The organism is Methylobacterium sp. 001424705 (assembly GCF_059816145.1).
This window is the reverse complement of the sequence record NZ_JCBANU010000001.1, coordinates 107,465-133,745: the sequence shown is the minus strand read 5'-3', so window position 1 is coordinate 133,745 and position 26,281 is coordinate 107,465. Positions and strand designations below refer to the sequence as shown.

General features: G+C 70.9%; 22 protein-coding genes. 12 read left to right on the top strand and 10 right to left on the bottom strand.

Going from position 1 to position 26,281, the window contains the following annotated elements:
* Window positions 1–52: 52 nt before the first annotated feature.
* From AC6EUL_RS00615 to lpxB, 9 genes are all read left to right on the top strand, one after another.
* Window positions 53–1,303, top strand: a complete 1,251-nt coding sequence (locus AC6EUL_RS00615) for an HlyD family secretion protein (protein ID WP_499868248.1) — start codon at window positions 53–55, stop codon at window positions 1,301–1,303.
* Between the two features lie 9 nt (window positions 1,304–1,312).
* On the top strand, window positions 1,313–2,890 hold the full coding sequence (locus AC6EUL_RS00610; RefSeq protein WP_499868247.1) for a DHA2 family efflux MFS transporter permease subunit: 1,578 nt from the start codon (window positions 1,313–1,315) through the stop codon (window positions 2,888–2,890).
* 184 nt (window positions 2,891–3,074) lie between these two features.
* A complete protein-coding gene (rseP, locus tag AC6EUL_RS00605) occupies window positions 3,075–4,235 on the top strand; it encodes an RIP metalloprotease RseP (RefSeq protein ID WP_056273249.1) in 1,161 nt (386 codons plus the stop codon).
* 335 nt (window positions 4,236–4,570) lie between these two features.
* A complete protein-coding gene (gene bamA, locus AC6EUL_RS00600) occupies window positions 4,571–7,159 on the top strand; it encodes an outer membrane protein assembly factor BamA (protein WP_056219042.1) in 2,589 nt (862 codons plus the stop codon).
* Window positions 7,160–7,204: 45 nt separating this feature from the next.
* Complete coding sequence (lpxD, locus tag AC6EUL_RS00595) at window positions 7,205–8,263, top strand: UDP-3-O-(3-hydroxymyristoyl)glucosamine N-acyltransferase (RefSeq protein ID WP_499868246.1); 1,059 nt, start codon at window positions 7,205–7,207, stop codon at window positions 8,261–8,263.
* A gap of 181 nt (window positions 8,264–8,444) precedes the next feature.
* Window positions 8,445–8,900 carry a 3-hydroxyacyl-ACP dehydratase FabZ gene (gene fabZ, locus AC6EUL_RS00590; protein WP_407067255.1) on the top strand — a complete coding sequence of 152 codons (456 nt, stop codon included), beginning with the start codon at window positions 8,445–8,447 and terminating at the stop codon, window positions 8,898–8,900.
* Window positions 8,897–9,709 (top strand): acyl-ACP--UDP-N-acetylglucosamine O-acyltransferase, encoded by an 813-nt coding sequence (gene lpxA / locus AC6EUL_RS00585; RefSeq protein ID WP_499868245.1) that lies wholly within the window; start codon window positions 8,897–8,899, stop codon window positions 9,707–9,709. Before fabZ ends, lpxA begins: the two co-directional genes overlap by 4 nt.
* Entirely contained in the window at window positions 9,706–10,620 is a 915-nt protein-coding gene (locus tag AC6EUL_RS00580) for an LpxI family protein (protein WP_499868243.1), read from the top strand. The genes lpxA and AC6EUL_RS00580 overlap by 4 nt, the downstream gene beginning before the upstream one ends.
* Window positions 10,617–11,789: a lipid-A-disaccharide synthase gene (gene lpxB / locus AC6EUL_RS00575; RefSeq protein ID WP_499868241.1), complete on the top strand. Its 1,173-nt coding sequence runs from the start codon at window positions 10,617–10,619 to the stop codon at window positions 11,787–11,789. The genes AC6EUL_RS00580 and lpxB overlap by 4 nt, the downstream gene beginning before the upstream one ends.
* A 5-nt stretch (window positions 11,790–11,794) precedes the next feature.
* On the opposite strand, the gene AC6EUL_RS00570 is transcribed toward lpxB, so the two are convergent.
* On the bottom strand, window positions 11,795–12,238 hold the full coding sequence (locus AC6EUL_RS00570) for a DUF805 domain-containing protein (RefSeq protein ID WP_499868239.1): 444 nt from the start codon (window positions 12,236–12,238) through the stop codon (window positions 11,795–11,797).
* Complete coding sequence (hrpB, locus tag AC6EUL_RS00565; RefSeq protein WP_499868237.1) at window positions 12,235–14,739, bottom strand: ATP-dependent helicase HrpB; 2,505 nt, start codon at window positions 14,737–14,739, stop codon at window positions 12,235–12,237. Before hrpB ends, AC6EUL_RS00570 begins: the two co-directional genes overlap by 4 nt.
* A gap of 177 nt (window positions 14,740–14,916) precedes the next feature.
* Between hrpB and map the strand changes: the two genes are divergently transcribed.
* Entirely contained in the window at window positions 14,917–15,666 is a 750-nt protein-coding gene (map, locus tag AC6EUL_RS00560; protein ID WP_056490546.1) for a type I methionyl aminopeptidase, read from the top strand.
* Between the two features lie 112 nt (window positions 15,667–15,778).
* On the opposite strand, the gene AC6EUL_RS00555 is transcribed toward map, so the two are convergent.
* The 8 genes from AC6EUL_RS00555 to AC6EUL_RS00520 all read right to left on the bottom strand — a co-directional run bounded on the left by AC6EUL_RS00555 (window position 15,779) and on the right by AC6EUL_RS00520 (window position 24,190).
* A complete protein-coding gene (locus tag AC6EUL_RS00555; RefSeq protein WP_056353334.1) occupies window positions 15,779–17,359 on the bottom strand; it encodes a c-type cytochrome in 1,581 nt (526 codons plus the stop codon).
* A 35-nt stretch (window positions 17,360–17,394) separates the two neighbouring features.
* Window positions 17,395–17,703, bottom strand: coding sequence for a hypothetical protein (locus AC6EUL_RS00550; RefSeq protein ID WP_499868236.1), 309 nt, complete (start codon window positions 17,701–17,703; stop codon window positions 17,395–17,397).
* A 3-nt stretch (window positions 17,704–17,706) separates the two neighbouring features.
* A complete protein-coding gene (locus AC6EUL_RS00545; RefSeq protein ID WP_499868234.1) occupies window positions 17,707–18,204 on the bottom strand; it encodes a TspO/MBR family protein in 498 nt (165 codons plus the stop codon).
* A gap of 8 nt (window positions 18,205–18,212) precedes the next feature.
* On the bottom strand, window positions 18,213–19,409 hold the full coding sequence (locus tag AC6EUL_RS00540; RefSeq protein ID WP_056219070.1) for a geranylgeranyl diphosphate reductase: 1,197 nt from the start codon (window positions 19,407–19,409) through the stop codon (window positions 18,213–18,215).
* Window positions 19,410–19,413: 4 nt separating this feature from the next.
* Complete coding sequence (locus AC6EUL_RS00535) at window positions 19,414–20,775, bottom strand: BCD family MFS transporter (RefSeq protein ID WP_499868233.1); 1,362 nt, start codon at window positions 20,773–20,775, stop codon at window positions 19,414–19,416.
* Complete coding sequence (chlG, locus tag AC6EUL_RS00530) at window positions 20,772–21,656, bottom strand: chlorophyll synthase ChlG (RefSeq protein ID WP_056273219.1); 885 nt, start codon at window positions 21,654–21,656, stop codon at window positions 20,772–20,774. Before chlG ends, AC6EUL_RS00535 begins: the two co-directional genes overlap by 4 nt.
* 132 nt (window positions 21,657–21,788) lie before the next feature.
* Window positions 21,789–23,234, bottom strand: a complete 1,446-nt coding sequence (ppsR, locus tag AC6EUL_RS00525) for a transcriptional regulator PpsR (protein WP_499868231.1) — start codon at window positions 23,232–23,234, stop codon at window positions 21,789–21,791.
* A 71-nt stretch (window positions 23,235–23,305) separates the two neighbouring features.
* Window positions 23,306–24,190: a cobalamin B12-binding domain-containing protein gene (locus AC6EUL_RS00520; RefSeq protein WP_499868229.1), complete on the bottom strand. Its 885-nt coding sequence runs from the start codon at window positions 24,188–24,190 to the stop codon at window positions 23,306–23,308.
* Between the two features lie 310 nt (window positions 24,191–24,500).
* Between AC6EUL_RS00520 and bchF the strand changes: the two genes are divergently transcribed.
* Window positions 24,501–25,004, top strand: coding sequence for a 2-vinyl bacteriochlorophyllide hydratase (bchF, locus tag AC6EUL_RS00515; RefSeq protein ID WP_056273211.1), 504 nt, complete (start codon window positions 24,501–24,503; stop codon window positions 25,002–25,004).
* Window positions 25,001–26,278: a ferredoxin:protochlorophyllide reductase (ATP-dependent) subunit N gene (locus AC6EUL_RS00510; RefSeq protein WP_499868227.1), complete on the top strand. Its 1,278-nt coding sequence runs from the start codon at window positions 25,001–25,003 to the stop codon at window positions 26,276–26,278. Before bchF ends, AC6EUL_RS00510 begins: the two co-directional genes overlap by 4 nt.
* Window positions 26,279–26,281: the final 3 nt, after the last annotated feature.

Here is a 26,281-nt window from a genome sequence, read left to right as displayed (position 1 = left end):
CGGTTCGGTCAATTCTCTCGAAGAACGGGATCGAAGCCGTGAGATCGATGCCATGAGCTTGCGCCAGGACGACGGGTTTCGGGCCGAGCCGGCTCAAGGCGACGCCATCCGAGCCGATGCCGTCGAGACGCGGACTGTCTCGGCGTCACCGGCCGCCGCGCCGGCCCAGCCGATGACGCCGGCGGTCATCGCGCCGTCGACGGGCGAAGCCCGCGTCAAGCCCCGGCGGACGCGCAACGTCGTTCTGGCGACGCTGCTCCTCGCCGCCCTCGGCGGGGGGGCCTACAAGGCGCAGGCCTGGTGGACCGTCGGACGGTTCTTCGTCAGCACCGACGACGCCTATGTCCAGGCCGACATCTCGGTCCTGGCCGCCAAGATCCCGGGTTATCTCGCGGCGGTTCCGGTCGTGAACGGGCAGATGATGCACAGGGGCGACGTCATCGCCCGGATCGACGACGGCGATTACCGCCTCGCCGCGCAGGCCGCCCACGACAAGCTCGTCACCCGACAGGCGGCCATCGCCCGGATCGCCCGGCAGGTCGAGGCGGCGCAGGCGCAGATGCTGCAGGCCTCGGCCCAGATCGATGCCAACCGGGCCGATGCGGTCCGCGCCACGGCCGATTACGCCCGCCAGCAGCAGCTCGAGAAGGTCGACTTCGTCGCCAAGGCGCGGATCGAGCAGGCGCGGGCCGACCGCGACCGGACGGACGCCGCCGTGAAGGGGGCCGAGGCCGCCCTGGTGGCCATGCGCGCCAATGTCGAGGTGCTGCGCGCGCAGGGCAAGGAGGCGGAGGGCCTCGCCGCCGAATTGCGCACCGCCGAGGCACGGGCCGCGCGCGATCTGGACTTCACGACGATCCGGGCGCCCTTCGACGGCGTGATCGGCAACAAGGCCGCGGAGGCCGGCGCCTATGTCTCCCCGGGCTCGCGCATCGCCGCCCTGGTTCCCCTGGAGAGCGTCCGCATCGACGCGAACTTCAAGGAGACCCAGGTCGAGCGCATGCATCCGGGCCAGCGCGTGCACATCGCGGTGGATGCCTATCCGGATCGCGATATCGTCGGCGAGGTCGAGTCGCTCTCCCCCGCCTCCGGCTCGGTCTTCAGCCTGCTGCCCCCCGACAACGCCACCGGCAACTTCACCAAGATCGTCCAGCGCCTGCCGGTGCGGGTCCACGTACCGGCGGACGTTGCCCGAGCGGGCCTCCTGCGGCCCGGCCTGTCCGTGACCGTCCGGGTGGACACCCGCGAGAACGCCGAGACCGCGGCCGGAGACGACCGCCTCCGCACGGCCGCCCGGCACTAGGCGCCAGCGATGGCCGCGACCGCCACCCTGGGACCGGCCGCACCGGCCGCCGAGCCGCCGCTCGACCGCCGCCGGATGGTGGCGTTCGTCTGCATGGTGTTCGGGATGTTCATGGCGATCCTGGACATCCAGATCGTCTCGGCGTCGCTCGCCGAGATCCAGGCGGGTCTGTCGGCCTCGGGCGACGAGATCCCCTGGGTCCAGACCAGCTACCTCATCGCCGAGGTGATCTCGATCCCGCTCTCCGGCTTCCTGTCGCGGGTCGTCTCGACGCGCTGGATGTTCGTGATCTCGGCCGGCGGCTTCACGCTGATGAGCCTGATGTGCGCCACCTCCACCTCGATCGACGAGATGATCGTCTGGCGGGCCGCGCAGGGCTTCATCGGCGGCGGTATGATCCCCACGGTCTTCGCCTCCGCCTTCACGATCTTCCCGCCCTCGAAGCGCTCCATCGTCTCGCCGATGATCGGCCTCGTGGCGACGCTCGCGCCCACCATCGGGCCGACGGTGGGCGGTTACCTCACCGACCTGTTCGACTGGCACTGGCTGTTCCTCGTCAACGTCGTGCCGGGGATCTTCGTGACGGTGTCGACCTACCTGCTGGTCGATTTCGACGAGCCGAACCTGACCCTGTTCAAGCGCTTCGACTGGTTCGGCCTCGTGTTCATGGCGCTGATGCTCGGCTGCCTCGAATACGTGCTGGAAGAAGGTCCGAACCATGATTGGCTCGCCGACGAGGCGGTCTTCGCCTGCGCGGTGGTGTGCCTGACCGCCGGACCCGCCTTCTTCTGGCGGGCCTTCACGGCCGCCGAGCCCATCGTCGACCTGCGGGCCTTCTCCGACCGCAACTTCACGGCCGGCTGCCTCTTCAGCTTCGTCCTGGGCATCGGCCTCTACGGCCTGACCTACCTCTACCCGGTCTATCTCGGGCGCGTGCGCGGTTACTCGGCGCTCCAGATCGGCGAGACGATGTTCGTCTCGGGCCTCTTTATGTTCGCCACCGCGCCGATCGCCGGGCGCTTCTCGGGCAAGGTCGACCCGCGCCTGATGATGGCGCTCGGCTTCCTCGGGTTCGCCACCGGCACCTGGATGGTCACGGGCCTGACCAAGGACTGGGACTTCTGGGAACTCCTGGTGCCGCAGATCCTGCGGGGCTGTTCGCTGATGCTGTGCATGATCCCGATCAACAACATCGCCCTCGGCACCCTGCCGCCGGCGCGCATGAAGAATGCCTCGGGCCTCTACAACCTCACCCGCAACCTCGGCGGGGCCGTCGGGCTCGCGCTGATCAACACCGTCCTGAACGACCGCTGGGACCTTCACCTCGCCCGCCTGCACGAGCGCTTCACCTGGACCAACACCGCCGTGCTGGAGCGCCTGGACATGACCCGCCGGCAGTTCGAGGTGCTCGGCGGCGATGCCGACGCGATGGCGCTGAAGGCCATGATGAACACCGTGCGGGTCCAAGGTCTGGTGATGGGATTCACCGACGTCTTCCTTGTTCTGACCGTCCTGTTCGTGGCCATGGCCTGCGCTGTGCCCTTCATCCGGCGGCCCCGTGCGGCGGCCGGCGGCGGCGGGCACTGAGGACGTCGAGCGCGCATCCGAAGCCGGCGCGGTTCTTTACCCTGACCCCGGGAATGCGGGGATAGCGCCGCGCGATGCGCCCCTGCGACCGCAAACCCCGGCCAAAAGGTTTGCGTTCGCGTTCGACGCATCCGATCTGCTACAGCGGAGCGACGGCCCCGGGGGAGGCCGAGAGGATCGACCAATGGACTTTCTGAACGCCATGGGCGGCACGGCGAGCGGCTTCTTCGGCGCCGTGATCCCCTTCCTGATCGTGCTGAGCATTGTCGTGTTCGTGCACGAGATGGGACATTTCCTGGTGGGGCGTTGGTGCGGGGTCGGCGTTCACGCCTTCTCCCTCGGCTTCGGACCGGAACTGTTCGGCTTCAACGACCGGCATGGGACGCGCTGGAAGCTCTCGGCGATCCCCCTCGGCGGCTATGTGAAGTTCCACGGCGACGCCAACGGCGCCAGCGTTCCGGATCCCGAGGCCCTGGCCCGCATGTCCCCACAGGAGCGGGCCACCAGCTTCCCGACGCAGCCCCTGCCGAAGCGCGCCGCCATCGTGGCCGCGGGACCGATCGCCAACTTCATCCTCGCCATCGCGCTGTTCTCCGGCGCCATCTATTTCGGAGGGCGTTACGAGACGCCGGCCCGCGTCGAGGCCGTGATGCCCGACAGTGCCGCCGCCCGGGCCGGCTTCGAGCCCGGCGACGTGATCCGCGCCATCGGCGGATCGCGGGTCAACAGCTTCACCGACATGCAGCGGACGGTTTCGGGGGCGGCCGGCTCCAGCCTGACCTTCACGGTCGAGCGCGGCGGCGAGACCCGCGAGCTCGTGGCCGTGCCCGAGCGCAAGGAGGATGTGACGCCGTTCGGTCGTCACCGCTTCGGCCGGCTCGGGATCCAGGGTCCGAAGGCGAGCGAGGCGAAGCTCGTGCATTACGGCCCGGTCCAGTCCCTCGGCCTCGGGACCTACGAGACCTACTTCGTGGTCGACCGGACGATCGACTACATCGGCAAGCTGGTCACCGGCCGGGAATCCCCCGATCAGCTCTCCGGACCGATCGGGATCGCCCGCGTGTCGGGTGCCGTGGCCCAGAGCGGCGGCCTCGGGGGCCTGATCGGGTTGATCGCGTTGCTCTCGGTCTCGATCGGCCTCCTCAACCTCTTCCCCGTGCCCCTGCTCGATGGGGGCCACCTGCTGTTCTACGCCTTCGAGGCCGTCCGCGGCCGGCCGCTGAGCGAGCGGGCCCAGGAGATCGGTTTCCGCATCGGCCTCGCCCTCGTGCTGTTCCTCATGCTGTTCGCCGCCTGGAACGACATCCTCAACCTCGGCGCGTCCTGGGGCGCACGCGGAACCTGAACACGCCTGGGCGCGACCGTTCGGCGTTCGCGCTCCGGTCCCGCGACGGGACACGCAACCGCCTCGATCTTAACCACAATCCGTCGCGCGCGCGGAACCTCCGGGTTTCGCGCGCAACCGTTTGTTGACCCTGTTCGACGATCGGGCCGGGGCGTTAAGTGACCGGAAGGCCACGTCTCCCCAAAATCCCCAGTGTGCAGGACCCCCCGGCGTTTGCTTAACGCCGGAATCCCGATAGAAGCTGAGCTTGGGACCAGATGTCAGGACGCCCGGAAAACGGGCGCCTGATTGCGGGTGCAAACTCGCGCTGAAGATATAAAGAGACGGGCGATTACATGATGTCGATGACGGGGAAGCGCCGGCGTAAGTCGGCGGAACAGACCATCGTCCTAGTCGCCGCGGCGGCCGCTGGCCTCGTTCTCGGTGGAACCGCTCAGGCGCAGCAGATCGTCGTCCAGGGTAACAAGCGTGTCGATGCCGACACCATCCGGTCCTACGTGACCGGCACCGCCTCCGGCTCGCCCGAGGAAGCCCGCCGCAACCTGCTGGCGAGCGGCATGTTCTCCGACGTGAAGGTCTCCCGCAGCGGCGCCAGCACCGTCGTCAGCGTCCGCGAAAACAACCTGATCAACCGGGTGGTGTTCGAGGGCAACAAGAAGATCGAGAAGGCCACCCTCGAGGGCGAGGTTGAGGCCAAGGCGCGCGGCGCCTTCAGCGAGGCCGTGGTCCAGGCCGACATCCAGCGCATCAAGGAAGTCTACCGCCGCGCGGGCCGCGGGACGGCGAAGGTGACCTACCGGACGGTGGACCTGCCGAACGGCCGCCTCGACGTGATCTACGTGATCGAGGAAGGCGACAAGACCGGCATCAAGGCGATCAACTTCGTGGGCAACAGCGCCTACTCGTCGTCCAAGCTGCGCGAGCTGATGTCCTCCTCGGAGATGAACTTCCTCAGCTTCATCAAGACGTCCGACGTCTACGACCCGGATCGCATCACCAACGACCTCGACATCGTCCGGCGCTACTACCTGAAGAACGGCTACGCCGACTTCCGCGTCGTCAATGCCGATGCCCGCTACGTCGAGGGCGAGGGCGATGCCGGCTGGGTCGTCACCGTCACCGTCGATGAGGGCGAGCAGTACCGCGTCGGCGCGGTGGCGATCGATTCCCGCCTGCCGGGCCTCGACACCCAGACCCTCGACGGCGAGATCCGCGCCCAGGTCGGCGACGTCTACAACGCCGAGGACGTGGAGCGGACCCTCAACGGCGTGACCAACCAGGTCGGGCGCCAGGGATACCCCTTCGCCCAGGTGCGTCCCACCGGCCAGCGCGACCGCGCCACCCACACCGTGGCCCTGGGCTTCGTGGTCGAGGACGGCCCGCGCGTCTACGTCGAGCGCATCAACATCCGCGGCAACACCCGCACCCGCGACTACGTGATCCGGCGCGAGCTCGATATCACCGAGGGCGATGCCTACAACCGGGTGCTGACCGACCGGGCCGAGCGGCGCCTGAACGGTCTCGGCTTCTTCAAGAAGGTGCGCTTCTCCAACGAGCCGGGCTCCTCGGCCGACCGCGTGATCATCAACATCGACGTCGAGGATCAGCCCACGGGCTCGTTCTCGGTGGCGGGCGGCTACTCCACCCAGGACGGCATCATCGGCGAGGTCTCGATCTCGGAGTCGAACTTCCTCGGACGCGGCCAGTACGTCCGCGTGGCCGGTACCGGTGGACAGTACTCACGCGGCTTCGACTTCTCGTTCACCGAGCCGTACTTCCTCGGCTACCGTCTCGCCGCCGGCTTCGACGCCTTCTACAAGTACAGCGACCAGACCCGCTACTCGCGCTACGAGACCACGGTCTATGGTGGCCAGCTCCGCGTCGGCCTGCCGATCACCGAAGAGTTCGGCATCACGCTGCGCTACTCGCTCTACAACACCGAGCTGAAGGTCCCGAACACGGTCAAGCGGCCGTACAACGACTGTTCGAACCCGATTTCCGGCTACACCGCGACCTACGCCGCGAACGCGACGCTTCCGGGTCTGAACCCGGGTGACCCGGTGCGAAACGTCGGTGGTCAGGCGATCTACCCGAACTGTGCCCTCGACGGCGAAGCCTCGATCGCGCTCAAGGGTTCGCAGGGCAGCACGCTGACCTCGCTCGCCGGCCTGACGCTGGCCTACTCGACCCTCGACAACCTGGGCTCGCCCCGCAACGGTCTCTACGCCGAGCTGAAGCCCGACGTCGCGGGCCTGGGCGGCGACTCGAAGTTCTTCCGCGTGACCGGCGACGCCCGGTACTACAAGGAGCTCTACGAGGACGTGGTCGGCTTCGTCCGCTTCCAGGGCGGCCACATCACGGCGCTGAACGACCAGCCCCTGCGCATCACCGACCAGTTCTTCCTCGGACCGTCGCTGGTCCGCGGCTTCGCGCCCAACGGCATCGGTCCGCGCGACGTCGGCATCAGCGACAGCCGCTCGAACGCCATCGGCGGCTCGACCTACTTCGGCGGTACGGTCGAAGTTCAGTTCCCGCTTCCCGGCGTGCCGCGCGATCTCGGCCTGAAGGGCGCGGTGTTCGCCGATGCCGGTACGCTGTTCGGCTATAACGGCCGGACGCAGTTCAACGTGAACGGCGATGCCTTCATCAACGGTATCGCTCCGGGCGGCGCCTGTAACTTCAACCAGAACACCATCGGCGTCGAACCCGAATGCGTGAACGTGCGCGACAAGATGACGATCCGCTCCTCGGTCGGCGCGTCGATCCTCTGGAACTCGCCGCTGGGTCCGATCCGCTTCGACTACGCCTACGCCCTCTCGAAGGATGAAGGTGTGAAGGCCTACGATGCGACCGGCAACTACCTCGGCCGCGTCGGCAAGGATCAGCTCCAGGCCTTCCGGTTCTCCGGCGGCTCGCGGTTCTGACCCGGAGCGCTGCCTCCTTTCGGGGAGGCAGCACGTTGTGACGGCATGTCAGATCCGATCTTCTTCTCCGCGACCACAACCCTCAGCCTCGGCGCCATCGCCGAGGCTGCTGGCGTTTCGCTTCCCCAGGGGGCGAACCCCGACGGCGTGATCACCGGCGCCGCGCCGCTGGAATCCGCCACGCCGGCCGACGTCGCCTACATGGACAACGCCCGCTACGGCGACGCCCTCGCGGCGACCCGGGCGGGGCTCTGCCTCGTGTCGCCCCGGTTCGCCCCGCGCGTCCCGGCCGAGACCGTGGCCCTCGTCCTGCGGGATCCCTACCGGATCTATGCCGGCCTGCTGGCCCGGCTTCATCCGGAGGCGATGCGGCCCGCCTCGCTCTTCGGCTCCACCGGCGTCGCCCCGGGCGCGCACATCCATCCCGAGGCCCGCCTCGAACCCGGCGTGCGGGTCGATCCGGGGGCCGTCGTCGGCCCCGGTGCCGAGATCGGCTCCGGCACCGTCATCGGGCCGAATGCCAGCATCGGCCCCCGCGTCCGGATCGGGCGCGACTGCGCGATCGGGGCCGGGGCCACACTGACCCACGCCCTCCTGGGCAACCGGGTCATCATCCATCCGGGCGCCCGCCTCGGGCAGGACGGTTTCGGCTTCGCCATGGGCCCCGGCGGGCACCTGAAGGTGCCCCAGATCGGCCGGGTCATCGTTCAGGACGATGTCGAGATCGGCGCCAACACCACGATCGATCGTGGCGCCAGCCGCGACACCATCATCGGTGAGGGCACCAAGATCGATAACCTCGTGCAGATCGCCCACAACGTCGTCGTCGGACGCCACTGCGTGATCGTTTCGGGAGTCGGGATCTCCGGCTCCACCACCCTCGAGGACTACGTCGTCCTGGGTGGCCAGGTCGGCGTCGTCGGCCACCTGCGGATCGGCATGGGCTCCCAGATCGCCGGGTCGTCGAACGTGAACCGCGACGTCCCCCCGGGCAGCCGATGGGGCGGGACCCCGGCCAAGCCCGTGAGGGCCTGGTTCCGCGAATTGACCATGCTGGCGCGCCTGGCCGAGCGGTCCACCGGCGGAGACGAGCCGAAGGCCTGAGGCGCGGCCGCGTTCATCCGGGCGCGGAGACGGCATGTTGCCGCCGCATTCGTCGCCGAGGGCTTGCATCCGCCGGGCTTCTGCCGAATGAAGGCGCATCCTCCAGGTCTGGCGACACACGGGAAAAAGGCGGGCGGCGGAGGCGCCGACGCGCAGCAGGGTATTGCAATCGATGAGCGACATGCCGCGTGAACTCGGCTCGGCTGACATCCAGACGGTTCTGGAACTCCTGCCGCACCGCTATCCCTTCCTGATGATCGACCGGATCGTCGAGATCGACGGCGACCGGAGCTGCGTCGGGATCAAGAACGTCACGATCAACGAGCCGCAATTCACCGGGCATTTCCCCGGCCTGCCGGTGTTTCCCGGCGTCCTGCTGATCGAGGGCATGGCCCAGACCGCGGGCGCCATCTGCTGCCGCCACATCATGAGCGACGAGCTGCGCACCAAGCAGGTGTTCTTCATGACCATCGACAAGTGCAAGTTCCGCAAGCCCGTCGTGCCCGGCGACACCGTCCGCTACCACATGACCAAGACGAACCACCGGCGGACCATGTGGTGGTTCCGGGGCGAGGCGCGGGTCGACGGCGTCCTCGTCGCCGAGGCCGAGATCGGCGCGATGCTGGTGACGGAGTGAGCGCCGCCGCGGAGATCCACCCGAGCGCGGTGGTCGAGGACGGCGCGACCCTGGGCGAGGGCGTCCGGATCGGTCCGTTCTGCCATGTCGGCCCGGCCGTGACCCTCGGGGCGGGCTGCGAGCTGGTCAGCCACGTCGTGGTGGCCGGCCAGACCACGATCGGCCCCCGGACCCGGCTCTATCCCTTCGCCTCCATCGGCCATCCGCCGCAGGACCTGAAGTTCAAGGGCGAGGCCTCGACCCTCACGATCGGCGCCGATTGTCTGATCCGCGAGGGCGTGACCATCAATCCCGGCACGGCGGGGGGCGGGCTCGAGACCACGGTCGGCGATCACTGCACCTTCCTCGCCAATTCGCATGTCGGGCACGATTGCCGGGTCGGCGACGGCGTCGTGTTCTCGAACAATGTCATGCTCGCCGGCCATTGCAGCGTCGGCGACTACGCCATCCTCGGCGGCGGTGCCGCCGTGATCCAGTTCGCGCGCGTCGGGGCCCACGCCTTCGTCGGCGGCCTGTCGGGACTGGAGAACGACTGCATCCCCTACGGGATGGCCCTGGGCAACCGGGCCTACCTGTCGGGCCTCAACATCATCGGCCTGCAGCGGCGGGGCTTCGCCCGGGAGGACATCCACACCCTGCGGAGGGCCTATCGGCTGCTCTTCGCCAACGAGGGCACGCTGATGGAGCGGCTCGAGGACGTCGCCGCCGAGTTCGAGACCCACCGCGCCGTGGCCGAGATCGTCGCCTTCATCCGCGCCGGCGGCAAGCGTTCGCTCTGCACCCCGCGCGAGACGCCGGGCGCCGCTTGAGCGCGAACCCGGTGCCGGCGGCGCGCATCGCTCCCGCACCGGCGGCGCTGGTCCTGGTGGCGGGCGCCGGCCGCCTGCCGGAACTCGTGGCCACCTCCCTCGACCGGGCCGGACGGCCGTTCCGCGTCCTGGCCATCCGGGGCTTCGCCGAGCGGGCGATGCGCGCCCGTGCGGACGCCACCGTCGACCTCCTCGACATCGCCGGCATCCTGGCGATCCTCAAAGCCTGGGGGCCGGTCACCGTGGTGCCGGCCGGCGGCGTGTCCCGGCCGAACCCGGCCGCGATCCTCAACGCCGCCGCGGCCCTGCGCAACCGCGACGCCTTGAAGGCCATCTCCGGCGGGGGCGACGACCGCCTCCTGCGCGGCGCCCTGGCGCTCCTGGAAGAGCACGGCCACGGCGTGGTCGGCGTCCACGAGGTCGCCCCGGATCTTCTCACGCCCGAGGGCCTGCTCGGCCGGCACGCGCCCGATGCCGCGGCGCGGGAGTCCATCGTCACCGGCCGCGCCCTACTGGCGGCCCTGTCGGATTTCGATGTCGGCCAGGCCTCCGTCGTCGTCGGGCAGCGGGCCCTGGCCGTCGAGGGTCCGGAGGGGACCGACCGGATGCTGGCCCGGGCCCGGATGCTCGGACGCCGCCCCTTCGGCTACGGCAGCGCGCAGCTCGGCACCGTGCTGGTGAAATGCGCCAAGATCGGTCAGGACCTGCGCGTCGACCTGCCGGCGATCGGCCCCCGCACGGTGGCGAACGCGGCGGCGGCGGGCTGCGCCGGCCTCGCTATCCAGGCGGCCTTCACCCTGATCATCGACCGTCCGGCCACGATCGCGGCCGCGGACCGGGCGGGCCTCTTTCTCCTCGGCCTCGGCGCCGACGCGAGCGGCCCGGAGGCCGGAACGGGATCGGGATCATGAAGGCACCGCACAGCGAGCGGACGATCTGGCTGGTGGCCGGCGAGGATTCCGGGGATCAGCTCGGGGCCAAGCTGATGCGCGGCCTGCGCGAGCTGTCCGACCGGCCGATCCGCTTCGGCGGCGTCGGCGGCGAGGCCATGGCGGCGGAAGGCTTCGCCTCGCTGTTTCCCATCGATGACGTGGCGGTGATGGGCTACCTGCCGGTGGCCGCCCGGCTGCGCACCCTGCTGCGCCGCATCCGCCAGACCGTCCGCGACGTCGTCGAGGCCCGGCCGGACGTCCTCGTCATCATCGACAGCCCCGGCTTCACCCACGCGGTCGCTTCGCGGGTACGCAAGCGGATGCCGGACCTGCCCATCGTCGACTACGTCTCCCCGAGCGTCTGGGCCTGGCGTCCGTGGCGGGCGGCGAAGATGCGCCCCTTCATCGACCACGTTCTGGCCCTCCTTCCCTTCGAGCCGGAGGCGCACCGGCGCCTCAACGGCCCCGCCTGCACCTATGTCGGCCACCCGCTGATCGAGCGGCTCGGGGAGCTGCGGCCGGACCCCGTCGAGGCCGAGGCCCGCATGGCGGGGCGGCCTGTCCTGGCGATCCTGCCGGGCTCGCGCCGCTCGGAGATCGAGCGACTGATGCCGGTCTTCGGCGCCACCCTGGCGCGGCTCACGGCGCGCTTCGGGCCGATCGAGGCGGTGCTGCCGGCGGTGACCCGGCACAGGGCCCTAATCGAGCGCCTCGCGCTGTCCTGGGACAGCCCTGTCACCCTCGTACACGGCGAGGCGGCCAAGCACGCCACCTTCCGCCGGGCCCGGGCGGCCCTGGCGGCCTCGGGCACCGTCACCCTGGAACTGGCCTTGGCCGGCGTGCCAATGGTGGTCGCCTACAAGGTCTCGCGGATCGAGGAGGCGGTGGCCCGCCGCCTCATCCAGGTGCCCACGATCGTGCTGCCGAACCTGATCCTCGGGCGGAATGCCATGCCGGAATTCATCCAGGCCGAGTGCACGGCCCCGCGCCTCGCCGAGGCGGTGGCGCCGCTCCTCGCGGGTGAGCCGGCGCGGGAGGCGCAGGTCGATGCGCTCGCCCGCATCGACAGCCTGATGCGCCTGCCCGACGACGAGCCCCCGAGCCGGAGCGCCGCCCGCATCGTCCTGGCCGCCCGGCGCGCGGCCTGACCCGCTCAAGGCGCTGCGGGGACCGGACCGTACCGGTTGGTCCCGGGGCTCCCCGCCCGGAACACCGTCTCGACGAAGAACCAGACGAAGACGCCGAGCATCGCCGCCACGAGGGCGATGACGGGGAGGGGATGGGTGTCGACGGCCCGCTCCAGGGGCAGGACGCCGACGGTTTCCGCCAGGACATACAGGCCGAGCCAGCCGCCGCTGCGGTTCCGGTCGTGCAGGCGCCGGACCGTCTGGATCGCCGTCGCCCCCATCACCGGCAGGATCCCGGCAACCGCGAGGAAACCGACCCAGCGCAGGCCGAGGCTCGCGAGCCAGATACCGAGGCAGAGCAGCCCGAAGCCGAGGAGCAGCGCGCGGATCAGCAGGTGCCGGTAGGCGGAGACCGCGAGCCGCCCGCGCGGATCGTAGAGGGCGAGGGGGGAGTGGAGGCGTTCGCTCACGTGCCCCTCGGCTTCACCCGCCGGGTCGGCGGCTCGGCCACCGGATCCTCGGGCCAGGGATGGCGGGGATAGCGCCCGCGCATCTCCGAGCGCACGGCGCTCCACGACCCACGCCAGAAGCCCGGCAGGTCGCGGGTGATCTGGATCGGCCGCGAGGCCGGCGAGAGCAGGTGCAGCACCAGGGGGATGCGTCCCCCGGCGATGCTCGGATGGCGTTCGAGCCCGAACAGCTCCTGCACCCGGACGGCGAGCACCGGCCCGCCCTCGGCCTCGTAATCGAGGGCGATGCGCGAGCCGGTGGGTACCTCGACGTGTGTCGGGGCTTCCGCATCGAGCCGGGCGCGCAGGGACCAGGGCAGGAGCGCCTGGAGGGCGCGCGCCAGGTCGTCGGCACCGATCGCATCGAGGCTGGTGCGCCCGACGATCTCGGGCGCCAGCCAGGCCTCGATCGTGGACACGAGGTGGGCGTCGGACAGGTCGGGCCAGGTCTCGGGATCGGCCGTGCGCAGGAACTGCAGGCGGGCGCGCCACTGCGTCAGCGCGGGCGTCCACGGCAGGGCCTGGAGACCGATCTCGCCGACGCCCCGCGCCAGGATCTCCGCCGAGGCGAGGTCGGCCGGGACGGGCAGGGTGCGCTCCCCCAGGGTGAGCGCGCCGAGGCGCCGCAGGGAGCGGGCCCGCAGGGCGCAGGCGCTCCGATCGAAGGCGATCTGCGTCGCCGCCTCGATCGCCGGTCCGAACAACGCCTCGATCGCCTCCAGGGTGATCGGGGCCGCCGACAGGATGCGCCCCTGGGCGGCGCTGCCGGTGAGCTCGGCGACGACGAGGAAGGGCGCGCGGGCCAGGGCGGAGGCCGCATCCACGCGCCCGGCCCGGCCATTGGCCATCACGAACTCGCCGTCACGGCCGCGGGCGCGGGCGACGCGGTCGGGATAGGCCAGGGCGAGGAGCGGTCCGGCCTCGCTCATGTCGAGGCCGGCCGGTGCGCTGATCAGTTTGCCGGCGAAGCCCTCCGCCTGCCGGGCCCAGCCCTGGGCGAGGCGGCGCATGTCGCTGGCGCGCTGGCCGCGGTCGCGGGCGAAGCGCTCGGCCCGATGGGTCACGTCGGTGTCGTCCCCGCCGAGGCCGCGCTCGACCAGCACCGCCGCGAGATCCGCCGCCGCGCGGGCCGTGCCGTATCCGGCCGCGCCGACGACCATGCGGGCGAGGCGCGGCGGAAGGGGCAGCGCGCGCAGGGCCCGGCCGGTCTCGGTGAGACGCCCGTCGGCCTCGATCGCCCCGAGGTCGCGCAGCATCGCCCGCGCCTCGGCCAGGGCCGGCGCGGGCGGCGGGTCGAGGAAGGCGAGGGTCGCCGGATCGGACACGCCCCAGGCGGCGCAGTCGAGCACCAGGCCCGAGAGGTCGGCGGCGAGGATCTCCGGGCGGGTGAAGGGTTCGAGGGCGTTGGTGGCGGCCTCCGCCCAGAGGCGGTGGCAGATGCCCGGTTCGGTGCGCCCGGCGCGTCCCCGGCGCTGGTCCACGGAGGCCCGGGAGGCGCGCGCGGTGACGAGGCGGGTCAGCCCGAGGCCGGGCTCGTAGACGGGCACGCGCGACAGTCCGGAATCGACCACGATGCGCACGCCCTGGATGGTCAGCGAGGTCTCGGCGATGCTGGTCGCGAGCACCACCTTGCGCCGGCCCGGGGGCGCGGGGGCGACAGCCCGATCCTGCTCGGCGGGCGTCAGCGCCCCGTAGAGCGGCGCGATCTCGGTGACGGCGTCGACCTTGTCGCCCAGCAAGGTCCCGACCCGGCGGATCTCGCCCTGGCCCGGCAGGAAGGCCAGGACCGAGCCCGGATCGGCGCGCAGGGCCCGAAGGATGGCCTCGGCCATGACCTCCTCGATTCGCCGGTTCGGGTCGCGGTCCCAGTAGCGCGTCTCGACCGGGTAGGCGCGCCCCTCCGATGCGATCACCGGCGCCGCCCCGAGCAGCCCGGAGACCCGGGCGCCGTCGAGGGTCGCCGACATGACGAGGATCCGCAGGTCCTCGCGCAGAGCGCCCTGCGCGTCGAGGGCCAGGGCGAGGCCGAGATCCGCGTCGAGGGAGCGCTCGTGGAACTCGTCGAACAGGACGGCGCCGATGCCCGTGAGTTCCGGGTCGTCGAGGATCATGCGGGTGAAGACGCCCTCGGTGACGACCTCGATCCGGGTACGGCCGGAGATCTTCGAGCCGAGGCGGACCCGAAGGCCGACCGTGTCGCCGACGCGCTCGCCCAGCGTAGCGGCCATGCGCTCGGCGGCCCCCCGGGCGGCGAGGCGGCGCGGCTCCAGCAGGATGATCTTGTGGGAGGGCCGCAGCCAGGGCGCGTCGAGGAGGGCCAGCGGCACCCGGGTGGTCTTGCCCGCGCCGGGCGGTGCCACCAGCACCGCGGCCGGCCCTCCGGCGAGGGCGTCGCGCAGGGCCGGGAGGGCGTCCTCGATCGGCAGGTCCGATACGGCGGTGGCGGGAAGCGTCTGAGCCATCGCGGTGCTGGTGACGCGATCCGGCGCGATCCGCAAGCCGGGACATCGCCCGATGAAGGCTGATGGCCGCCATGCCGAACCCCCGGTCGTCCCGGGGCCGACGATCCGCTATGGGAATGCCGCGACGAGCGGCGATGCGCGCGGCCGGCCATTCGGGCGGCCCCGAGGGACAGCGACATGACGGTATCGAGCGACGACGACTTGGCGGCGCTGAAGCGGATCGGGCGCATCGTTGCCCAGACGCTGGACGCGATGGGGAAGGCCATCGAGCCCGGGATGACGACGGCGGAGCTGGACCGGATCGGACGCCGGCTCCTGGAGGCGGCCGGCGCCCAGCCGGCGCCGGAATTGGCCTACGGCTTTCCCGGGGCCACCTGCATCAGCGTCAACGAAGAGGTCGCCCACGGCATCCCGGGGGACCGCCGGATCGCTCCGGGGGACCTCGTCAACATCGACGTCTCCGCGGCGAAGGACGGCTACTTCGCCGATACCGGCGCCTCGTTCCCCGTGCCGCCCGTGACCCGCGCGGTGGAGCGGCTGTGCAAGGATGGCCGCCGGGCGATGTGGACCGGCCTGCGCCAGGTCGGCACCGGCAAGCCGATCGCCGCCATCGGCCAAGCGGTCGGCGCCTTCGCGCGCCGGAACGGCTACACGCTGGTGCGCAACCTGGCGAGCCACGGGGTCGGCCACTCCCTCCACGAGGAGCCCACCGAGATCGCCACCTGGCCCGACGCCTCCGAGCGCCGGGTCGCGACGGAGGGCCTGGTCTTCACCGTCGAACCATTCCTCTCCCTCGGGGCCGAATTCGCCGAGGACGGGGACGATCCCTGGACCCTCTACAGCCGGCCGCAGGCGCCCACGGTCCAGTACGAGCACACGGTCGTCGCCACCCGCAACGGCCCGCTCGTCGTCACCATGGCGAGCTAGGGAGGCGCACCACCGGCGCAGGAGCGGAGCCCGTGCCGGGCGACCCGTCGCGGCAGGATCCGCGGCGCAGGATCCACCGTCTTCGCGACCGGCCCCGTTCAAGGCGATCCCGTCAGGGCGTGGGCGTCGAACCCATGGTCGAGGCCTTCAGCTCGGGATTCTTGAGCTGGGCATAGGTCACGCTGGCGAAGCTGCCGATCACCGCGTGCCATCCGGCCTTGTCGTAGCGCGTGTCGTTCCGTCCGGCCTTGCAGAAGGCCGTCGTCAGCCCGTTGACGATGTCGTCGCCCTTGGCGTCCGGGACGGCGGCCTTGATCTTCGGCAAGAGCGCGTTGAGGATCGGGATGAAGTTCTCGGGGTCGAGGCCCGCGAGGCTCTGGGCGGCCCCCGACTCGGCCACCGCCTTGGCGATCTCCGGCTGGGCGATCTCCGCGCAGGGCGCGGTGCCGGCCAGCATCGTCTCGGTCGCCTTGCGCGCCGTGGCGACGACGCCGCGCTCGCTGATCACCGGGGCGGCATTGCCCCAGGCATTGCGGACGTAGTCGGTGACGTCGGCCACCTCCTGGTCGGTCATGCCCGCGCCGATGGCGGGCATCGGCGCGTAGCCGTTCTGGGCCGAGAGGCCGCCGAGAATGACGCGGATCACCGTCTCGGGGCCTTGCGCCTGCACCGAGGTGTTGCCGGCGAGCGCCGGGATCGCCCCCTCGACGCCCTTCCCGTCCGGCTTGTGGCAGGAGGAGCAATAGCTGAGATAGGTCGCCGCACCGGGGGCGTCGGCTTGGTTGAAGGCCTGGATGTCCTTGACCTTGTAGCTCTCCTTGGCCTTCTGCGTGCGCAGGTAGGCCACCATCGCCTTCAGGTCCGCATCGGTCATCTTCGACAGGGATTCCTGGATGGTCTGGCGCATCGGGCCCGCCGCGACGCCTGGCTGGTTCCCCGGGGCGGCGCCGGTCTTCAGGTAGGTCACGACCTGGTCGTCGCTCCAGCCACCGATGCCGGTATGGTCGTCGGGGGTGATGTTGGGGGCGTACCAGCCGTCGATGACGCCGCCGCCGAGCTTGCCGGCCAGGCCGCTGTTGCCGACGATCTTGTTGGCGTTGTGACACATGCCGCAATGCCCGAGCCCCTCGACGAGGTAGCCGCCGCGGTTGACCTCGGCGCTCGCCTGCGGGTCCGGCTGGAATTCGCCGGCCGTGAAGAAGGCGGTGCGCCAGGTGATGAGCGCCGTGCGGATGTTGAAGGGGAAGGGAATCTCGGAGGGCTTGCGCGGCTCGTGCACCGCCGGCAGCGATTTCAGATAGGCGAAGATCGCATCGGAATCGGCGCGGGTGACCTTCGTGTACCAGGCGAAGGGAAAGGCCGGGTAGAGGTAGGAGCCGTCCTTGGTGATGCCCTCGTGGAAGGCGCGGTAGAAGTCGTCCGCGCTCCACCGGCCGAGGCCGGTCTCCGGGTCCGGGGTCAGGTTCGGCGTGCGGATCTTCCCGATCGGCGTATTGAGCACGTAGTTGCCGGCGAAGGGCTTCCCGTCCGGTGCCGTGTGGCAGGCGACGCAGTCTCCGGCGGTCGCCAGGTACTCGCCGCGCTTGATCAGCTCGGCATCCTGGGCCGAGGCGCCATGGATCGAGACGCCCGGGGCGGCCAATCCCACGACGAGGCCGGTCCCCAGACGGAGAGCGGTGCGGCGGTAGTCCATGGCGTCTCTCCGGAACTGTGGTGTCGGGGGGGTGATCAGATGGGCGTGTCGTGGGGATCGCGAAGGCGGATGGGCGGGGCGAGGAGGCCGAGGCGCAGCGCCATCTCGGTGAGGTGCGCCAGCCCGGCCCCGGCGAGGCATCCGGCGATCACGGGCCAGCCGGCACCGGTCAGGGCGCCGCGCAGCGCCAGCATCAGGGCCGCGCCGGCGGTCAGATTGCACAGGAGCGCGAGCGGCCAGACGCCCTGCGCCCGACGGCTCCACAGGATCAGCCCCAACGCCTCGATGGCCACGAGGAGCAGGATGGCGTCCACGAGGTGACCGCTGGCGAGAAAGGCCTCCATCGCTCACGCGCTCCGAAACGGACCGTTGAGGCGGACGATCGCCCGGTTCAGGCAGGCGGCGATCCCGACCCAGAGGAGGTAGGGCAGCAGGAGAAGGGCAGCCATCCCGTGCACGCGCCCTGTGACGATGATCAGCACCGCGATCGACAGCCACAGGAACAGCACCTCGACGAAGGCCCAGTCCGGCCGGCGCAGGCGGAAGAACAGGCCGCTCCAGGCGATGTTCAGCACGGCGTTGACAGCGTAGGCGGCCACCAGGGCCGCCTGGGCCGCCGGGCTCGCATCGGCGTTCCAGGCGAGCACCGCCGAGATCGCCGTCAGCGTGAAGATCGTGGTCCAGACCGGGCCGAAGGCCCAGTCCGGCGGCTTCCACGCGGGGCGCCTGAGGGCCTGGTACCAGGGCCCGGTCGTGGTCAGGAGGCCACCCGCCAGCGCCACCAGGATCGCCGTGACGGCGGCGATTCCGGCCGGCGCCCAGCCGCTCGCCCCGTCGAGAGCCATGGCGGGATTCACGGCGAGACCCAGCGGAACAGGTGCGCGAGATCCTTGAAGAAGATTCGCGCATGGGCCGCGGGCTTGGCCCGGACCAGCTCCTTGTTCATGTAGGAATCCCAGGTCAGCTGCTGCACGTCGCGATCCCGGCAGATCGACACGAAGCGCTCGCGCAGGCCGTCGTTGCGATACCAGACCGCCTGCATGATCCGCAGGATCAGGAAGACGCGTCCGTGCAGCCGCATGAAGTTGCGGCGCGCGCCCGCGAGGGCCCGGGCCTGCCCCGTGGCGAGGAAGGCTTGGCCCGCCTCGGCGGCGAGGCGCCCGCCGAGCATGGCGTAGTAGATGCCCTCGCCGGAGGCCGGCGCGACGATGCCGGCCGCGTCCCCGGTGAGGAGGACGTCGCGGCCGTTGTCCCAGCGGCGCAGGGGCTTCAGGGGCAGGGGGGCGCCCTCGCGGCGGACGGTCTCGCCCGCCTCGAGGCCGGTGGAGGCGCGCAGGGCCCGGATGGCGCCCCGCAGGGAGAAGCCCTTGCGGGCACTCCCGGTGCCGATGCTCACCGTGTCGCCGTGCGGGAACACCCAGGCGTAGAAGTCCGGCGAGAGCTTGCCCTGGTAATAGACGTCGCAGCGCGTGGCCTCGACGTCGTGCGCATCCCCCTCGGGCAGGCGGACGATCTCGTGATAGGCGAAAACCTGCCGCATGGCGGCGTGGCCGGGGATCTCGGCGCGGCCCACCGCCGAACTCGCCCCGTCGGCACCGATGACGAGGCGCGCCCGGGCGGCGCGGGGAAAGCCGTCCTGGAGATAGTGCACGGCGACCCCCTCCGCGTCGCGCTCGATGTGCCGGAAGGTGGCGGGCCGGAGCACCGCGCCCGCTGCGGCGGCCCGCTCCCGCAGCCAGGGATCGAAGTCGGCCCGGTCGACCATGCCGACGAAGCCGTCGCCGATCGGCATGTCCACGCGCTTGTCCCGGGGCGAGACCATCCGGGCCGAGCGGATGCGGGCAACGAGGAGATGGTCGGGGATGGCGAAATCGCGGATCAGGCGCGGCGGAATGGCGCCGCCACAGGGCTTGATCCGTCCGGGCTTGTCGAGGAGCAGCACGCGACGCCCGCTGCGGGCCAGGTCGGTGGCCGCGGTGGCCCCCGCCGGGCCACCGCCCACAACCACCACATCGTAGGTTTCGAGGTCGGTGTCCCGGTCGGCCGCCATGATCTCACCTCGTGGATAGCGATGTCTCGAACGACGATTGAAGACGCCGGCCCCGCGGCACCTGGGTTGCTGGGGCTTGGGTCATGGGAGCATGGGCGATGCGCAGGGCCAGGGCGGCGGCGAGAACGAAGAGCAGCGCCTCGGCGGCGAACACGCTGGCATAGGCGTCGACCACGCGCGGCGTGACGAGGCGGGCCAGGTCCACCGCGACGGTGCCGAGGAATCCGCCGGCTCCGAAGGCCACGCCCTGGGCCGCGCCCCAGACGCCCATCCGCGTGCCGCGCTCGGCCTCGCCGCCGGCCCCGGCCAGCGCCATCATCGAGCCGATGGCCGCTACGGCGAAGATGCCGTTGAACAGGCCGAGGGCGAAGACCGGCACCCGCAAGGGGAAGTCGGCGCCCGCCAGGCCACCCGCCGCGATGGCCAGGAGGGCGAGGGCCGAGCCGAGGCAGCCCAGCGTGGTCCAGACCTTCAGGGACCCGAGCACCGGACCGCCGAGGCCCATGGTGAGGCCCGCCACGGTCAGCATGCCGGCGAGCACGCCGCCGTGCTGCAGGCCCGCGAGCTTGGTGGTCACCCCGGGCGTCATCGCGAAGACGAGGCCGGCGAAGGGTTCGAGGATGAGTTCCTGCGCGCTGTAGGCCAGCATCGCCATGAAGATGAAGATCGTGAAGCGCCGGGATTCCGGCTCGGCCCAGACCCGCGCCAGCACCTCGCGGAACGGACGCTTCTCCGCCGCCTCGGTGCCGCCGGACGGCCCTTTTGCCGGCTCGACGCCGCGCAGCGCCAGGGCCGCCATCGCGAAGGCGAGGAGCGAGACCGTGCCGGATACGGCGATCAAGCGGTCGCCCGAGAAGGGATCGAGGAAGTGCCCGGCCAGCGGCGCCGTGATGGCGAAGCCCGCGATCATCATGACCCAGACGACGGTGGCGGCGGCTCCGCGCCGGCGGGCGTCGACGCCGGTGGCGAGGAGCACGAGGAGCGAGGTCCCGGCGGCCCCCGCGCCCATCCCGACCGTGAGGAAGGACACCACCGCCAGGGCGAGGCCCGCGGCCTGGTGCGTCTCGGCAAGGGCGGTGGCGACAGCCGCGCCGAACCCGCCGAGGGCCAGAGCCGCCATGCCGCCCACGATCCAGGGCGTGCGCCGGCCGGTGCGATCCGAGCTGTAGCCCCAGCGCGGGCGCAGGACCTGGACGGCGTAGTGCAGGGCGATGAGGCCGCCCGGCACGATGGCCGGCAGGGCGAGTTCCACCACCATCACGCGGTTGATGGTCGAGGTCATCAGGACCACGACGGCGCCGAGGGCCGTCTGCACGAGGCCGAGCCGGACGATGGCGAGCCAGCCGAAGGTCGGGTTCGGCATCATGGACCTCCCTGGACCAGGGGCCGGAGGGCGAAGGCCGCCACCAGCATGCCGAGCACGTAGAGGGTGGTGCCGGTGCCGTTGTACCAGGCGGCCCGCTCGCGGGGTGCGGCCAGGAGGCGGCGCATCAGGATGAACTGACCGAGCAGCAGGAGGCCGATGACCGTTCCGTGCCAGGGCCGGTCCCAGGCGAACAGGCCGAGGATGACGGCCACCTGGGGGACGGCCATGACGAGGCAGGCGAGACGGGCGGCCCCGAGCGTTCCGAGCTGCACGGGCAGGGAGCGGATGCCGGTCCGGCCGTCGCCCTCCACCGACTTGAAGTCGTTGAGGGTCATGATGCCGTGGGCACCGACCGAGTAGAGCAGGGCGACCAGCAGGACCCGGTGGTCCGGCACCGACGCGGCCATCACCGCCGCTCCGGTGAACCAGGGCAACCCTTCGTAGCAGATCGCCACCGCCGAATTGCCCCACCAGCCGTTGCGCTTCAGGCGCAGGGGCGGGGCGCTGTAGATCCAGGCCAGCACGAGGCCGAACAGGGCGGCGCCGAGAATCCAGGGACCGAGGGCGGTGGCCACGACGAGGGACAGGACGGTCCAGCCCGCGGCGACGTAGAGACCCCAGCGCCCGGGCATCCGACCCGAGGGGATCGGCCGCTGCGGCTCGTTGATGGCGTCGACGTGGCGATCGTACCAGTCGTTCACCGCCTGTGAAGTGGCGCAGACGAGGGGGCCGGCCAGGATCACCCCCGCGGCGATCACCGGCCATTGCCCGGTGGGCGAAGCGCCGGAGGAGACCACTCCGCAGGTGAAGGCCCACATCGGCGCGAACCATGTGATCGGCTTCAGAAGCTCGATGAGGGCGCTGGGTGCAGGCGTTGCCATATCGACGACGCTAGAGTTTTACATACCTGAGTGTCAAGTTTGATTTACAACATTGTCGTGAGGTCGGGCCCCGGCGACGCCGCATCCGGTCGCCCGGTCAGACGTTCGTGACGACCGGCTCTCCGCCGCAGGTCAGGCTTCGTCGGGGGCGTCGCGGCCTTCGAGATCGCCGATGCCGTAGCGGTGCATCTTGGCATAGAGGCCCTGGCGGCTAAGGCCCAGCATCTCGGCGGCCGAGGCCCGGTTGTCGCGGGTGATGCGCAGAGCGGCCTCGATGCACAGGCGCTCGATCAGATCGGTGGATTCGCGCACGAGGTTCTTCATCGAGACGCGCCCGACGAGCTCCGTCATCTGCTCGACGGAGCGGGGCAGCTCGCGCCCGCCGGCCACGGCCGCGGCGCGCCGGGGCGTCGCACGGAGGGTGAAGCCGATGCAGGGCTGGCTGCCGCCGGGGACCGAGACGGCGGCGATCTCGACATCCTCGACGCTGCCGTAAGCCCCGCGGACCTGCGTGGGGAAGTGGCGGACGGAGCCATGCTGCGACAGCGTCGCGAACAGGGCGGCGGCCTCCGATTCCTCCCGCCCGATCCAGCTGTCGAGGGGCTGACCGCGAACCTGCTCCTCCGTGGCGAGCTGCACAAGGTCCAGGAAGGCGGGATTTGCGGTGAGCACCCGGCGGGCGGGGTCGGTGACCACGAAGCCTTCGGGCAGATTGCGCAGGACGTCGAGCGCGCCGGCGCCCGTACGGGCCGCGCTCGTCTCCAGGGGTTCGGGGGAGGCCAGCCGCAGCAGGATGCTGGTAGCGTTCTCCTGGCGGAACAGCGAGGCGGCGACGCGCACGGCGCCGCGTCCATGCCCGAGCCTCGCCTCCAGGTCGGCCGCCTGCCCGGTCATCCGCAGGCCGGCGAAAAGCGATTCGAGGTCGCGGACACAGGAGCCGTCGAACAGGTCGACCGCATCCTGGCCGACGATGCGCTTCTCGGCCCGCCCGATCAGCCGGGAGGCGGCGGGATTCACCTCGGTCACCCGGCGGGTCGCTGCATCGACCACGAGGACGGGCTCGGAGCCGAGCTGGAACAGCAGGCGGTACCGGGTCTCGGCGCCGCGCATGCGCAGGTAGTCGCGCTCCAGCGCCTGCTGCGTCTCGGCCAGGGTCCGCTGCAGCGAGGCCATGGCACGCAGGTTCCGCCCGAGGACGAGGATCTGGCCGTCCTTGGCCAACCGCATGGCGGCGTAGCGCACGGGCAGGTCGGTGCCGGTGGGCGAGACGTGGTTCACCTGGCGCCAGCGCGTGACGGCGCCGGGCGCGGCATCCTTGAGGAGCGCGGCGATCTTCGGGCGACTCTCCACCGTGACCGTGTCGACCCACGGCCGACCCAGCCAGGCTTCGCAGCCCTCGTCCGCGAGATCGGCGCTGCCGAACGTCGCTTCCCGGACGACGCCGTCACCGTCGATGACCAGGGACAGGTCCGTCGCGGCAGCCACCAGCAATCCTGCCGCCTGCGCGTCGAGAGGGCCGAGTGACTTTTGAAGCGCCGCGAGCGTATGGCTCGCGGCAGGAAGCGCCAGGCTGGTCACGGATCACCACGTCGGGATGTGGTCGGGCAGGTCGGATCAGGGAGGGAGGCTGTGTCGATTGAAACTGTCTTTCAGCAGGGTCTGACCGGCAGATCAAGCAAGCATTCGGCAACGGACAGGGCCGTGCGGGCGTCGCCGGCGCTCGCGTCGGCCCCGACGCGCCGGAAGCTGTCCGGATTGGCGGCGAACGCCGGACCCCCAACGAGGACCCGCAGCGCTTCGTTCCGAGAATTCCGGCGCAAGGCCGCCACGGTCTCGGTCATCGTCGGAAGCAGGGTCTCGGAGGCGAGGGACAGTCCCACGACGTCGAACCACTCCTCCTGGATGCAGCGGAGGCTGTCCGTCTCCGGCTGCGTGATCGTCGAGGTCACCGACCAGCCGGCTTCCCGAAAGAACTGCTCCACCAGGGTGAGGCCAAACCTGTGGGAATCTCCCGGACAGGGCAGCAGCAGGATCTTCCGGTTCACGGCGGGGGCCACGGGCTCGCTGCGAAAGCGGCTCGTGATCTCGCGCATGATTCGCTGCAGCCGCCCCATGGCGCGGGTCACCTCGACGAAGTCGCAGAGGTCCTCCTCCCACAGGGTGCCGAGGTGGCGGGCCGTCGGTGCGAGGAGGTCGAGGAGGAGGCTGTCGGTCCCAAGGCCGGTCGCCAGGAGTTCGGCGAGCCGGCCCTCCACATCGTCGCCGGCCGGGTCGAGCATGAGGGCCGTGAAGGCCGCGATCTGCTCCTCGCTCGGCAGCACGTCCGTCGGCTCCGGGGCCGGCTCGATCCGGTGCGCCAGCATCAGGCGTGGAATGATCTCGGATTCGACGACGCGCGCCAGATCCCGTTGCAGCCGGATCGCATGTCCGAAGACTGCGAGCTGGGCGCTGATGCGGGATTCGCACAGGTCCGCGACATCCCGGCTGGATGGTTCGTAGCGCAAGCGATCACCGAACTGACTCACATCATCCATTGGTCCCTCCCAATGTGGCTGACGGCTTTACTGTCGGTTCGATCTTGCGCGTCGAATTCCGGGACGTCTGAGCACGCGCCTCAGTACCCCGGCGCCGGGGAGGGCCAGCTTGGCCGGCCTCTGCAATGAAGTCGCACGATACGCCCGAAACTGACTTTATCAATACGCACCCTGTAACTATTTTGCATTCAATCTGTCATTCTCTTTTGACGTAAAGCTGGCTTGACACATCGGGACCGCCTTCCTAACCTCCCCTTCAACGAGGCCCGGCGACCTGGTCGCAAGGGGTCTCCACAGGGGGGCGGACAGCATGATCCGGAGTGCGGACAGGCCCAGACGACCTCTCTACGACGCCGATCAGCGCGCCCGTCGCGACGCCACCCGCTGGACCCTGGTCCAGGGGGTTCTGGCCCCCCTTCAATTCCTCGTGTTCGCCGTGAGTCTGGGCCTCGTCCTGCGCACCCTGTGGACAGGTGAAGGCGCGACCGCCGCCAACGCGTCCGTGGTGGTGAAGACCCTTGTGCTCTACGCGATCATGGTCACGGGCTCGATCTGGGAGAAGGCCGTCTTCGGCCGCTACCTCTTCGCCCCAGCCTTCTACTGGGAGGACATGGTCAGCATGCTCGTGCTGGCCCTGCACACCGCCTACCTCGTAGCGCTGGCCGCCGGCGCCCTCGACACCGCCGGCCTGATGGGCCTCGCCCTGGCCGCCTACGCCTCCTACGCCGTCAACGCTGCGCAATTCGTGCTGAAGCTGCGCGCCGCCCGGCTCCACACGCGGCCGTCCCGCCTCGTCGCGGAGGCGGCGCGATGAACGCCCACGCGCCGCTTCCCGCCCTGGAGACGGGCTGCGACATCCGCCAGGAGCGCGGCCAGCGCGCGGTGTTCTGTGGATTGACCGGCATCGTCTGGCTGCACCGCAAGATCCAGGACGCCTTCTTCCTCGTGGTCGGCTCGCGCACCTGCGCCCACCTCATCCAGTCCGCCGCCGGGGTGATGATCTTCGCCGAGCCGCGCTTCGCCACCGCGATCCTCGACGAGCGCGACCTCGCCGGCCTCGTCGACGCCAACGAGGAGCTCGACCGGGTGGTCGCCCGCCTGATCGAGCGCCGCCCCGACATCCGCCTGCTGTTCCTCGTGGGCTCGTGCCCCTCGGAGGTGATCAAGCTCGACCTGTCGCGGGCGGCCCAGCGCCTGTCCCGCAGCTTCCACCCCGACGTGCGGGTGCTGAGCTACTCGGGCAGCGGCATCGAGACCACCTTCACGCAAGGGGAGGATGCCTGCCTCGCCGCCCTCGTCCCCGAGATGCCCCGCGCCGCGGAGACCGGGGCGCCCGCGCTCCTGGTGGTCGGCGCCCTGGCCGACGTGGTCGAGGACCAGTTCGCCCGCCTCTTCACGGATCTCGGCCTCGCCGACGTGGCCTTCCTGCCCGCGCGCCGCGCCGGGGCGCTGCCGGCGGTCGGGCCCAACACCCGCTTCCTCCTCGCCCAGCCCTTCCTGGCCGAGACCGCCCGCGCCCTCGAGGCCCGGGGTGCGAAGCGGCTCCCGGCGCCGTTCCCCCTCGGGGCGGAGGGCACGACAGGCTGGCTCGCTGCCGCCGCGGAGGCCTTCGACGTCCCGGCCGAGCGATTCGCCCGCGTCACCGCCCCGGGTCGAGCCCGCGCCGCCGTCGCCCTCGATCTCTACCGGGAGCGCCTCGCCGGAAAGCGGGTGTTCTTCTTTCCCGATTCGCAGCTCGAACTGCCGCTCGCCCGCTTCCTGTCGCGCGAGATGGGGGCGGCGCTGATCGAGGTCGGCACGCCCTACCTCCATCGCCAGCACCATGCGCCGGAACTGGCGCTGCTGCCGGCCGGCACGAAGGTGGTGGAGGGTCAGAGCCTCGACGCGCAGATGGATCGCTGCCGGTCGGAAAAGCCCGACCTCACGGTCTGCGGCCTCGGCCTCGCCAACCCGCTGGAGGCGGAAGGGCTGGCGACCAAGTGGTCGATCGAGCTGCTGTTCACCCCGATCCAGGGCTACGACCAGGCCGGAGACCTCGCCGAACTGTTTGCGCGCCCGCTGAAGCGCCGCGCCCGGCTGGAGGTCTGAGGC

What these genes read in the sequence shown, in the direction of transcription:
- AC6EUL_RS00615 (WP_499868248.1), top strand. Translation starts at nt 53, where the DNA reads ATGAGCTTGCGCCAGGACGACGGGTTTCGGGCCGAGCCGGCTCAAGGC.
- AC6EUL_RS00610 (WP_499868247.1), top strand. Translation starts at nt 1,313, where the DNA reads ATGGCCGCGACCGCCACCCTGGGACCGGCCGCACCGGCCGCCGAGCCG.
- rseP (WP_056273249.1), top strand. Translation starts at nt 3,075, where the DNA reads ATGGACTTTCTGAACGCCATGGGCGGCACGGCGAGCGGCTTCTTCGGC.
- bamA (WP_056219042.1), top strand. Translation starts at nt 4,571, where the DNA reads ATGATGTCGATGACGGGGAAGCGCCGGCGTAAGTCGGCGGAACAGACC.
- lpxD (WP_499868246.1), top strand. Translation starts at nt 7,205, where the DNA reads ATGTCAGATCCGATCTTCTTCTCCGCGACCACAACCCTCAGCCTCGGC.
- fabZ (WP_407067255.1), top strand. Translation starts at nt 8,445, where the DNA reads ATGCCGCGTGAACTCGGCTCGGCTGACATCCAGACGGTTCTGGAACTC.
- lpxB (WP_499868241.1), top strand. Translation starts at nt 10,617, where the DNA reads ATGAAGGCACCGCACAGCGAGCGGACGATCTGGCTGGTGGCCGGCGAG.
- hrpB (WP_499868237.1), bottom strand. Translation starts at nt 14,739, where the DNA reads ATGGCTCAGACGCTTCCCGCCACCGCCGTATCGGACCTGCCGATCGAG.
- map (WP_056490546.1), top strand. Translation starts at nt 14,917, where the DNA reads ATGACGGTATCGAGCGACGACGACTTGGCGGCGCTGAAGCGGATCGGG.
- AC6EUL_RS00555 (WP_056353334.1), bottom strand. Translation starts at nt 17,359, where the DNA reads ATGGACTACCGCCGCACCGCTCTCCGTCTGGGGACCGGCCTCGTCGTG.
- AC6EUL_RS00550 (WP_499868236.1), bottom strand. Translation starts at nt 17,703, where the DNA reads ATGGAGGCCTTTCTCGCCAGCGGTCACCTCGTGGACGCCATCCTGCTC.
- AC6EUL_RS00545 (WP_499868234.1), bottom strand. Translation starts at nt 18,204, where the DNA reads ATGGCTCTCGACGGGGCGAGCGGCTGGGCGCCGGCCGGAATCGCCGCC.
- AC6EUL_RS00540 (WP_056219070.1), bottom strand. Translation starts at nt 19,409, where the DNA reads ATGGCGGCCGACCGGGACACCGACCTCGAAACCTACGATGTGGTGGTT.
- AC6EUL_RS00535 (WP_499868233.1), bottom strand. Translation starts at nt 20,775, where the DNA reads ATGATGCCGAACCCGACCTTCGGCTGGCTCGCCATCGTCCGGCTCGGC.
- chlG (WP_056273219.1), bottom strand. Translation starts at nt 21,656, where the DNA reads ATGGCAACGCCTGCACCCAGCGCCCTCATCGAGCTTCTGAAGCCGATC.
- AC6EUL_RS00520 (WP_499868229.1), bottom strand. Translation starts at nt 24,190, where the DNA reads ATGGATGATGTGAGTCAGTTCGGTGATCGCTTGCGCTACGAACCATCC.
- bchF (WP_056273211.1), top strand. Translation starts at nt 24,501, where the DNA reads ATGATCCGGAGTGCGGACAGGCCCAGACGACCTCTCTACGACGCCGAT.
- AC6EUL_RS00510 (WP_499868227.1), top strand. Translation starts at nt 25,001, where the DNA reads ATGAACGCCCACGCGCCGCTTCCCGCCCTGGAGACGGGCTGCGACATC.